Source organism: Liquorilactobacillus vini DSM 20605, assembly GCF_000255495.1.
In the GTDB taxonomy this organism is placed as follows: Bacteria; Bacillota; Bacilli; order Lactobacillales; family Lactobacillaceae; genus Liquorilactobacillus; species Liquorilactobacillus vini.
In genome coordinates this window covers 26,115-36,045 of sequence record NZ_AHYZ01000012.1, presented here as the reverse complement: position 1 = coordinate 36,045, position 9,931 = coordinate 26,115, and the positions used below count along the sequence as shown (strand labels likewise).

Genomic DNA, 9,931 nt, shown 5'->3' with positions numbered 1-9,931 from the left:
TGAATAATTGAAAATTAGTTTATGTTGACATTGACCTAGTTTAAACCGTAAAATAACAATGTATGCATAATTAAACATCAAATCAATGATTATGTTTGCTTTTTAATCATTTATAACGATGTGGAGGTGAAATTTTGAATGCAGTATTGCTTTACCTCGTCATCGCTCTTGTAACTTTGGGTATTGGATTTGCTTTTGGTATAGTTTTTCGTAAGCAAAATTATGAAAAAAGACTTGATGCAGCAACGCAAACTTCGAAGGGAATTATTGAAAATGCCAAGAAGGAAGCAGCTGCTAAAAAAAGAGAGGCTATTTTAGAAGCTAAGGACGAAAGTCATCGTTATCGCAGCGAGATAGAAAAAGAGTTGAAGGAAAGACGTTCTGAGATTCAAAGACAGGAAAATCGATTGTTGCAGCGAGAGGAGAATCTTGATCGTAAGGACTCCTCCTTAGAACAACGTGAGCAAGGATTAGTTCAAAAAGAAAATCGAATTGAAAAGTCAAAAAAGGATTTAGAAAAACGTCAGCAAGAGGCAGACTCTTTGGTCAAACAACAACAAACTGAATTAGAACGGGTTGCTGCTTTGACTCAGGAACAGGCAAAAAAAGAGATCATGACAACAACTAAAAATGCTATGAATCATGAATTAGCGGTTATGATCAAGGAAAAAGAAGCACAGGCGCAGGCAGAAGCTGATCGAACTGCGAAAGATCTAATCGCACAAGCGATTGAACGGAGTGCCGCGGACACTGTTTCGGAAACAACTGTTTCAGTTGTTTCGTTGCCAAATGATGAAATGAAGGGACGAATAATTGGCCGTGAAGGGCGGAATATTCGGACGTTAGAAACATTAACTGGGATTGACTTGATAATTGATGATACCCCGGAAGCGGTTGTTTTAAGCGGCTTTGATCCGATCCGACGTGAGATAGCTAAAATGGCCCTCGAAAAATTGATTCAAGATGGTAGGATTCATCCAGCAAGGATTGAAGAAATGGTTGAAAAAGCTACCAAGGCGATGGATGCTAAGATTCGTGAAACTGGTGAAGAAGCAATTTTCGAATTGGGATTGCATTCAGTTCATCCGGATTTAATTAAAACAATTGGCCGGTTGAAGTATCGAACCAGTTATGGTCAAAATGTTTTAGATCATTCGATTGAAGTGGCTAAAATTGCTGGTGTTCTAGCAGCTGAATTGGGGGAAGATCCTAATTTGGCTAAACGAGCAGGTTTATTACATGATATTGGTAAAGCTATTGATCATGAAGTTGATGGCTCTCACGTTCAAATTGGAGTTGAGTTGACAAAGAAATATCATGAAAGTGATGTAGTCATCAATACGATTGCTTCACATCATGGTGATGTTGAACCCAAATATACAATTGCAGTTTTGGTTGCAGCTTCAGATGCAATTTCGGCTGCTCGACCCGGAGCTCGTAGTGAATCGTTGGAAAATTACATTCATCGGCTGGAAAAACTTGAGAAAATTACTAACAGTTTTGCTGGTGTTAAGAAGAGTTATGCGATTCAAGCAGGACGTGAAGTTCGGGTGATTGTTAAACCGGATGAGGTCAATGATTTAGAATCCGTAGTTTTAGCGCGAGACATTAAAAATAAAATCGAAAATGAATTAGAATACCCAGGTCATATTAAAGTTACAGTTATTCGAGAGACGCGAGCAATTGAATATGCAAAATAGTCGACTTTTTCAAAAGACATAATAAATTGATTAAAAATTTGTTAAAAACTACAATAAAGCATTAGTTTTATTGTAGTTTTTTCTATCTGAAAATTTGAGTAAACTACTTTTCGCACCTAAGAAATAAAAATGCTAAAATAAATAAATAGGTTACTTAGAAAAGGGGAAAAAAATGCGAATTTTATTCGTCGGCGACATTATGGGGAATGCAGGACAGGAAATTCTTGAAACTTATTTGCCACAGTTGAAACAGAAATACCATCCACAAGCAACAGTTGTTAACGGTGAAAATGCTACTCGCGGCAAAGGAATCGATCGCTACGCATATAAAAGGTTATTATCTGCTGGAGCAGATGTCATTACGATGGGAAACCATACCTGGGATAATCCAGCAATTGAGGAATTTATTGGTGAAGCTAAAAAGTTGATACGACCAGCTAATTTTTCAGCAGGTCAAGTGCCAGGAAGGGGTTATACGTTGATCCAAATCAATCAATTAAAGTTGGCAGTTGTAAACTTGCAGGGGCGGGTGTTTATGGCGCCATCTGATGATCCGTTTGCAATTGCTGAGCGGTTAATTAAGCATTTGCTCAAACAGACAAAATTGATCGTAGTTGATTTTCATGCGGAAACAACAAGCGAAAAGGAAGCCTTCTCTTGGTATTTTGATGGTAAAGTTTCAGCAGTAATTGGAACGCATACTCATGTTCAAACAAATGATGCCCGTATTTTACCACAGGGGACGGCATTTTTGAGTGATGTCGGGATGACCGGACCTTATGATGGTATTCTAGGTATGCAAAGGTCCGAAGTCATTAAACGCTTTGTCAACCAAATGCCGACCCGTTTTGAAGTTGATGAACAAGGCCGACGCGGTTTGGGAGCTTGCTTGGTTGACTTGGATGATGTGTCCGGCAAAGCAAAACAAATTCGAACGATTCAAATTAATCCTGATCATCCATTTATGTTTTAAAGGAGAAGTCTAATGCCACAAAAAACTAAAAAAACGCCAATGATGGAGCAATATTTGCGGGTAAAACAACAATATCCAGATGCATTTTTGTTTTACCGCTTGGGTGATTTTTATGAAATGTTTTATGATGATGCAATCAAGGGGGCGCAAATTTTAGAGCTGACCTTAACGACTAGGAATAAAAATGCGGCTGAGAAAATTCCAATGTGCGGAGTTCCGCATCATGCGGCACAAAATTACATTGATACTTTGGTGGATCAAGGCTATAAAGTCGCTATTTGTGAGCAAATGGAAGATCCTAAGCTGGCTAAGGGAATGGTCAAACGCGAAGTTATTCAAGTTGTCACTCCGGGGACAATCACAGACACTGGAGCAAAAGAAGCTAAAGAAAACAATTACTTAACAGCGATCCATCAACAAGCAGATCATTTTGGTTTTGCCTATGCTGATCTATCAACCGGTGAATTAAAATCTGCCATACTTGATAGTCCAGAAGTTCTATTGAATGAATTGCTAAGTTTGCGAACTAAAGAAGTAGTTATTGATGATTCGGTCACTGAAAAAGCCTTGACTGTGATCGATCCATTAAAAATTATGATTTCACATCAAGACAATTGCCAAATTAGTGCTGAAACCAGCTATGCCATGCAAGATATTCACAGTGATTTAGAACAAGCTGTGCTGAGTCATTTATTAACGTATTTAATTCGAACACAAAAGCGCAGTTTAGGTCATTTGCAAAAAGCTGTACATTATGAGCCTTCAGATTTTTTAAAAATCGATCATGCTTCTAGTAGAAATCTGGAACTGTTGCAAAATAATCGGACTGGCAAGAAGCATGGCACTTTGTTGTGGCTGCTTGACCAAACCAAAACAGCAATGGGTGGTCGAATGCTTAAACAGTGGCTAGAACGGCCATTGCTAGTAATCAAAAAAATAAAATTGCGGCAAGCCCGAGTAAAAGATCTGCTTGATCATTACTTTGAGCGCAGTGAATTGCGCGATGAATTAACGCAAGTATATGATCTGGAACGACTTGCTGGTAAAGTTGCACTGGGAACTGTCAATGGGCGTGATTTATTGCAGCTAAAGCAATCATTACAGCAGATTCCCAAAATTCGCTATTTGCTGACAACAATTGATGATGGTAGTTTTAAAAAATTATTAACTAAAATTGATCCAGTTGCCGAAGTTGTTGATTTGATCGATCGGGCAATCGTTGATGATCCGCCAATGTCAGTTACAGATGGTAATTTGATTAAAGAAGGTTTTGATCAAGAGCTTGATAAATATAAAGATGCCATGAAAAATGGTAAACGCTGGCTTGCCAAATTAGAAGCTGATGAACGGCAAGCAACCGGCATTAATAATCTAAAAATTGGTTTTAATCGAGTTTTTGGTTATTATATTGAAGTTTCCAAAGCTAATTTAAGTAAACTTCCACCGGATCGTTATCAACGAAAACAGACTTTAACGAATGCCGAGCGCTTTATTACCCCAGAGTTGAAGGAAAAGGAGGATTTGATCCTCGGAGCTGAAAACAAAGCTGTTGATTTGGAATATCGTTTATTTGTTGATTTGCGTGAACAAATCAAAGATTATATTAAACGTCTTCAGCAACTGGCAGCTAGTGTTGCAGTGCTAGATGTTTTGCAAAGTTTTGCAGTCGTTAGTGAACAACAGCATTTTGTGCTTCCAGAGTTGACTAAAAAACATGAAATTGAAATTTCAGCTGGTTGGCATCCCGTGGTGCAAGAAGTTATGGGTCAGCAGAGCTATGTGCCGAATGATATTCGAATGCCTGAAAACTTAAATATTTTATTGATTACTGGGCCCAATATGTCTGGTAAAAGCACCTATATGAGGCAACTGGCACAGACTGTAGTTTTGACGCAAATTGGTTGTTTTGTGCCGGCTAAGAAAGCTAAATTACCAATATTTGATCAAATTTTTACCCGGATCGGTGCAGCTGATGATTTGATTGGTGGGCAATCAACGTTTATGGTTGAAATGCAGGAAGCTAATCAAGCTTTAAAACATGCAACTCAAAATAGTTTGATTCTATTTGATGAGATTGGACGTGGAACGGCGACCTACGATGGAATGGCTTTGGCGCAAGCAATTATTGAATATGTTCATGATGTCATTCATGCTAAAACTTTATTTTCAACGCATTATCATGAATTAACATCTTTAGATCAGAATTTAAAACAGTTAGCCAATGTCCATGTTGGTGCAATTGAAAAAAATGGCACGTTAACATTTTTACATCGAGTTGAAGCAGGGCCAGCAGATAAATCTTATGGAATTCACGTTGCCAAATTAGCTGGTATGCCTGATAAATTATTGCAGCGGGCAGCTAAATTACTTGCAGACTTGGAAATCCAGGCTCACAGCAGTTCACAAACTAAAGCTTCACTTCATGAGAATTCCTCCCCCAAGCCTGAAGATCAGCAGCTTTCATTATTTGTTCCTGAGCAAGTTCCGCTTTCCAATCAGCAACAACAGGTAATTGGTGAGATCAAACAAGCAGATTTAGTTTCAATGACTCCGCTAGCTGCTTTAAATCAATTATTCAAATGGCAAAAAGAATTAAAACAAAAATGATTGGAGGAATTGGATGACTAAGATCAAAGAATTGCCGGCGATTTTAGCTGATCAAATAGCTGCTGGTGAAGTAGTCGAACGGCCAGCTTCAGTTGTTAAAGAGCTGGTTGAGAATGCAATTGATGCTCAAAGTACCCAAATTGATATTTATGTCGCTGATTCAGGCCTTTCATTAATCAAGGTTATTGATAATGGTCAGGGCATAGCGGCTGATGAGCTTGAATTGGCCTTTAGACGACATTCGACTAGCAAATTGCATGATAAAAACGGCTTATTTAAAATTAGAACTTTGGGTTTTCGGGGCGAAGCATTGCCAAGCATTGCTTCAGTTGCCGATGTAACTTTGAAAACAGCCATGACAGACGGACAAGGAATGGAAATTGAAATTCGCGGTGGACAGCAGTTGGATAAAAAAATAATTGCACGACCACAAGGAACTGAAGTCATGGTGCGGTCACTGTTTTATAATACGCCAGCACGGCTGAAATATTTAAAAAGTCCACAGACAGAATTAGCAGTAATTAGCGATATAGTTGATCGTTTAGCACTTGGTCATCCAGAGATCGCGCTTTCTTTGCATAATAATAAACGGGTTCTATTGCAAACTGCTGGAAATAATAACCTACAACAGACAATCAGTGCAATTTATGGGGTAAAAAATGCCCAACAGATGTTGCCAGTTCATGCTAACGATCTTGACTTTGCAGTTGAGGGGTTCGTCTCTTTACCTAAGCTGACACGGGCAACTAAAAATTATATTACGCTGTTATTGAATGGTCGTTACATTCGTAACTATCAGTTGACGAATGCAGTGATCAAAGGATATGGTTCAAAACTGATGGTTGGTCGCTATCCAATGGCAATTATTGCTTTGAAGCTAGATCCAGTTCTGGTTGATGTTAACGTTCATCCAACAAAGCAAGAAGTTAGAATTAGTAAGGAAAAACAGCTCTGTGAATTAATTCAAACTACAATTTATCAGCGTTTAGCTACAGAAAATCTAATTCCAGATGCCTTAGCTGATTTTAAAGCTGGATCAACTAGTTTGAATTTTGCAGACTTAGATGCAAAACTCAATGAAACTTCACAACAGTACCGTTATCAAGATCAAGCGCCAGTTGTGACCAAACAGTCATTGAAATCTCAACAGTCAGCTGAGAAAAAAGCTGCCAAAACACCAATTATAGCAACTGAGGCTGATAAAACAATAATTATTGAAAAACGTCAAGATTTGACAGATAAACTTAAGAATTGGGACCAAAAATATCAAAATAGCCAAGTGCTTGAGGATCCTCAAGCAACAGTTAATTCAAAGCTAAAGACGATTACAACAGGACCAGCTAAAAAAAGATTTCCAGATTTGCGTTATTTAGTACAAATTCATGACACGTATCTTTTAGCAGAAGCAGAAGATGGCTTTTATTTGGTTGATCAGCATGCGGCTCAGGAACGCTGTAAATACGAATACTTCCGTGTGGCAATGGGAAAAGTTGCCAAAGACCAGCAAGCTTTATTAGTACCCTTAGTCCTCGATTATTCAACCAGTGATGCCTTGATCATTCAAAAAAATATAGCCAAATTGGCTGAGGTTGGGGTACAGCTGGAAGAATTTGGTCAAAATAGTTTCATTATTCATCAACATCCAACTTGGTTTGAAGATGGTAAAGAAGAAACCATGATTCGAGAAATGATCGACTGTCTGTTACGTGATGGTAAGATTTCAATTGCGGCTTTTCGAGAACAGACTGCAATTAACATGAGTTGTCGGCTATCGATCAAAGCCCATCATCATCTTGATGATCGGCAAGCTCAAGCATTGCTCAGCCAGCTGGCAGAGTGTGAAAATCCATTTAATTGTCCACATGGGCGGCCAGTTCTAGTCCATTTTTCTCAAACTGCAGTGGAAAAAATGTTTAAACGCATTCAAGATCCGCATCAAAGTCAAAGAAATCAATTATAACTAACGGAGGAATAAAATGTATGACTATCTAATAGGCAAGATAACTGATATCAATCCGGCGTATATCGTTATTGAAGTAGGTGGTATTGGTTTTCTGGTTTATGCAGCTAATCCCTTTAAATTTAAAATTGGTCAAGAACAAAAAGTTTTTATTTATCAAGCAGTCAGAGAAAACGATATTTCACTTTATGGATTTCAAACAAATGCCGAAAAAAAACTATTTATTAAGTTATTGAATGTTTCCGGAATCGGTCCCAAGAGTGCCTTAGCAATTTTGGCGACTGATGATTTTAATGGCTTAATAACAGCTATTAGCAGCAATAATATTTCTTATTTGATAAAATTTCCTGGCGTTGGCAAAAAGACAGCGCAACAGATTGTTTTGGATTTGAAGGGAAAACTAGCACCAAATACGGTCCAGACTTCTTTAACTCCAGCATCAGAGATCGGTTCAAATTTATTGCAGGAGGCTTTAGCAGCTTTAGCGGCGTTAGGGTATACTAGAAATGAGATTAACAAAATTACTCCTAAATTGGAGCAGGCTTCAGCACAGACAACTGATGAATATCTGCGCTTAGGTTTGAAGCTTTTAATGAAAAATTAGGAGGTGATTGAATGTCAGATAAGGACCGGCTGGTGTCTAGTCAGTTAGTTGGCGATGAAACAAATGATTTTTCATTACGTCCCAAATATTTTGACCAATATATTGGCCAAACTGCGATCAAACATGAATTAAAAGTTTATATTCAAGCAGCTAAGAGTCGTCAAGAAGCCTTGGATCACGTCTTGTTATATGGCCCGCCTGGATTAGGCAAGACGACCTTAGCGATTATCATTGCTAATGAGATGCAGGTGAATTTACGAACGACCAGCGGACCAGCGATTGAACGACCGGGTGATTTAGTAGCACTTTTGAATGAACTCGAAGCGGGGGATGTTTTATTTATTGACGAGATTCACCGTTTGCCGAAGGTTGTTGAAGAGGTTTTGTATTCGGCAATGGAGGACTTTTATGTTGATATTGTGATCGGTCAAGGACCAACTGCCCATCCAGTTCATTTCACTTTGCCACCGTTTACTTTGATTGGAGCTACGACCCGAGCTGGATTATTGTCAGGACCGTTACGTGATCGATTTGGAATCGTTGCGCATATGAAGTTTTATGATCAAGCAGAACTGACCAAGATTGTTAAGCGAACTGCTAAATTGCTCCAGACTCGTATTAATGATTCTGGAGCTCAAACGATTGCCGGTCGTTCTCGCGGCACGCCACGCATTGCCAATCGCCTATTAAAGCGAGTTCGTGACTTTGCTGAAGTGCAGCATGATCAAGTCATTGACCAGTCAACAGCGGATGCAGCTTTAAAAATGCTGCATGTTGATGAATTAGGTTTGGATGATACTGATCGACAATTATTGAAAGTTATGATTCAATTTTATAATGGCGGCCCAGTTGGCATTAACACTTTGGCAGCCAACATTGGCGAGGAAGTTGAAACGCTAACTGAAATGGTTGAGCCGTTTTTACTGCAATTAGGCTTGATCAAGCGGACTCCACGCGGCCGTGTAGCTACTTTTAATGCTTATCAGCATTTAAACTTGCCATATCATAAAAAAGATTAAAAAAGAGGATGGAAATTTTGACAGAGGAACATTTAACGACAGAAGATTTTGATTATGAGCTACCAAAAGAATTAATTGCCCAGACACCGCTCAAACAACGAGATCATTCTCGTTTGCTAATTCTAGATAGTCAAACTGGAAAGTATCAGGATGATATTTTTTATAATGTCATTAATCAATTAAATCCTGGTGATGCCTTGGTAATGAATGATTCGCGGGTTATGCCAGCACGTCTTTATGGTGAAAAGCCTGATACCGGTGGTCATTTAGAAGTTTTGTTATTGAATAATACTGACGGTGATAATTGGGAAACGTTGATTAAACCAGCACGTCGGGCTAAGATCGGAACCAAGATCACATTTGGTAATGGTGAACTCAAAGCAGTTGTTACTAAAGAGCTTGAACATGGCGGCCGAATGATCCGCTTCGAATATGACGGTATTTTTATGGAAATCCTAGATCGTTTAGGCGAAATGCCACTGCCGCCGTATATTAAACAAAAGCTTGAAGATCCTGAAATGTATCAAACAGTTTATTCTCGTGAAATTGGTTCAGCAGCAGCCCCGACAGCCGGCTTACATTTTACTAAAGAATTATTGCAAAAAATCGCTGAAAAAGGAGTTCGGCTAGTTTATTTAACCTTGCATGTTGGACTAGGAACTTTTCGCCCAGTTTCGGAAAAAAATATTAAAGATCACCAAATGCATAGTGAATTTTACCGCTTGAGTGAAGATGCTGCCCAAACTTTGAATGAAGTCCGCAAAAATGGCGGGCGGATTGTTGCAACGGGGACAACGGTAATTCGAACGCTGGAGACAATTGGTACCAAGTTTAAAGGTGAAATCAAAGCTGATAGCGGTTGGACTGATATTTTTATTTATCCAGGCTATCAATGGAAGGTTGTTCAGGCATTTATCACTAACTTTCATTTGCCAAAGTCAACATTGGTTATGTTAGTTGCTTCCTTTACTGGCAGAGAGAATATTTTGAATGCTTATCGTCATGCTGTTTCACAAAAATATCGTTTCTTCAGCTTTGGTGATGCAATGTTTATTAAATAAAAGATAG

Annotated in this window: 7 protein-coding genes; all 7 read left to right on the top strand. The window is 38.7% G+C overall.

Going from position 1 to position 9,931, the window contains the following annotated elements:
* Positions 1–161: 161 nt before the first annotated feature.
* The 7 genes from rny to queA all read left to right on the top strand — a co-directional run bounded on the left by rny (position 162) and on the right by queA (position 9,924).
* Positions 162–1,700: a ribonuclease Y gene (rny, locus tag ON15_RS00520; protein ID WP_412768430.1), complete on the top strand. Its 1,539-nt coding sequence runs from the start codon at positions 162–164 to the stop codon at positions 1,698–1,700.
* Between the two features lie 172 nt (positions 1,701–1,872).
* Positions 1,873–2,673 (top strand): TIGR00282 family metallophosphoesterase, encoded by an 801-nt coding sequence (locus tag ON15_RS00515; protein WP_010579508.1) that lies wholly within the window; start codon positions 1,873–1,875, stop codon positions 2,671–2,673.
* Positions 2,674–2,685: 12 nt separating this feature from the next.
* Positions 2,686–5,280 carry a DNA mismatch repair protein MutS gene (mutS, locus tag ON15_RS00510; protein ID WP_010579507.1) on the top strand — a complete coding sequence of 865 codons (2,595 nt, stop codon included), beginning with the start codon at positions 2,686–2,688 and terminating at the stop codon, positions 5,278–5,280.
* A 13-nt stretch (positions 5,281–5,293) separates the two neighbouring features.
* Positions 5,294–7,240: a DNA mismatch repair endonuclease MutL gene (mutL, locus tag ON15_RS00505; protein ID WP_010579506.1), complete on the top strand. Its 1,947-nt coding sequence runs from the start codon at positions 5,294–5,296 to the stop codon at positions 7,238–7,240.
* Between the two features lie 16 nt (positions 7,241–7,256).
* Positions 7,257–7,844 (top strand): Holliday junction branch migration protein RuvA, encoded by a 588-nt coding sequence (gene ruvA / locus ON15_RS00500; RefSeq protein WP_010579505.1) that lies wholly within the window; start codon positions 7,257–7,259, stop codon positions 7,842–7,844.
* A gap of 11 nt (positions 7,845–7,855) precedes the next feature.
* A complete protein-coding gene (gene ruvB / locus ON15_RS00495; protein ID WP_010579504.1) occupies positions 7,856–8,863 on the top strand; it encodes a Holliday junction branch migration DNA helicase RuvB in 1,008 nt (335 codons plus the stop codon).
* Between the two features lie 17 nt (positions 8,864–8,880).
* Positions 8,881–9,924 carry a tRNA preQ1(34) S-adenosylmethionine ribosyltransferase-isomerase QueA gene (gene queA / locus ON15_RS00490; protein ID WP_010579503.1) on the top strand — a complete coding sequence of 348 codons (1,044 nt, stop codon included), beginning with the start codon at positions 8,881–8,883 and terminating at the stop codon, positions 9,922–9,924.
* Positions 9,925–9,931 lie beyond the last annotated feature (7 nt).

What these genes read in the sequence shown, in the direction of transcription:
- mutS (WP_010579507.1), top strand. Translation starts at nt 2,686, where the DNA reads ATGCCACAAAAAACTAAAAAAACGCCAATGATGGAGCAATATTTGCGG.
- mutL (WP_010579506.1), top strand. Translation starts at nt 5,294, where the DNA reads ATGACTAAGATCAAAGAATTGCCGGCGATTTTAGCTGATCAAATAGCT.
- ON15_RS00515 (WP_010579508.1), top strand. Translation starts at nt 1,873, where the DNA reads ATGCGAATTTTATTCGTCGGCGACATTATGGGGAATGCAGGACAGGAA.
- ruvB (WP_010579504.1), top strand. Translation starts at nt 7,856, where the DNA reads ATGTCAGATAAGGACCGGCTGGTGTCTAGTCAGTTAGTTGGCGATGAA.
- ruvA (WP_010579505.1), top strand. Translation starts at nt 7,257, where the DNA reads ATGTATGACTATCTAATAGGCAAGATAACTGATATCAATCCGGCGTAT.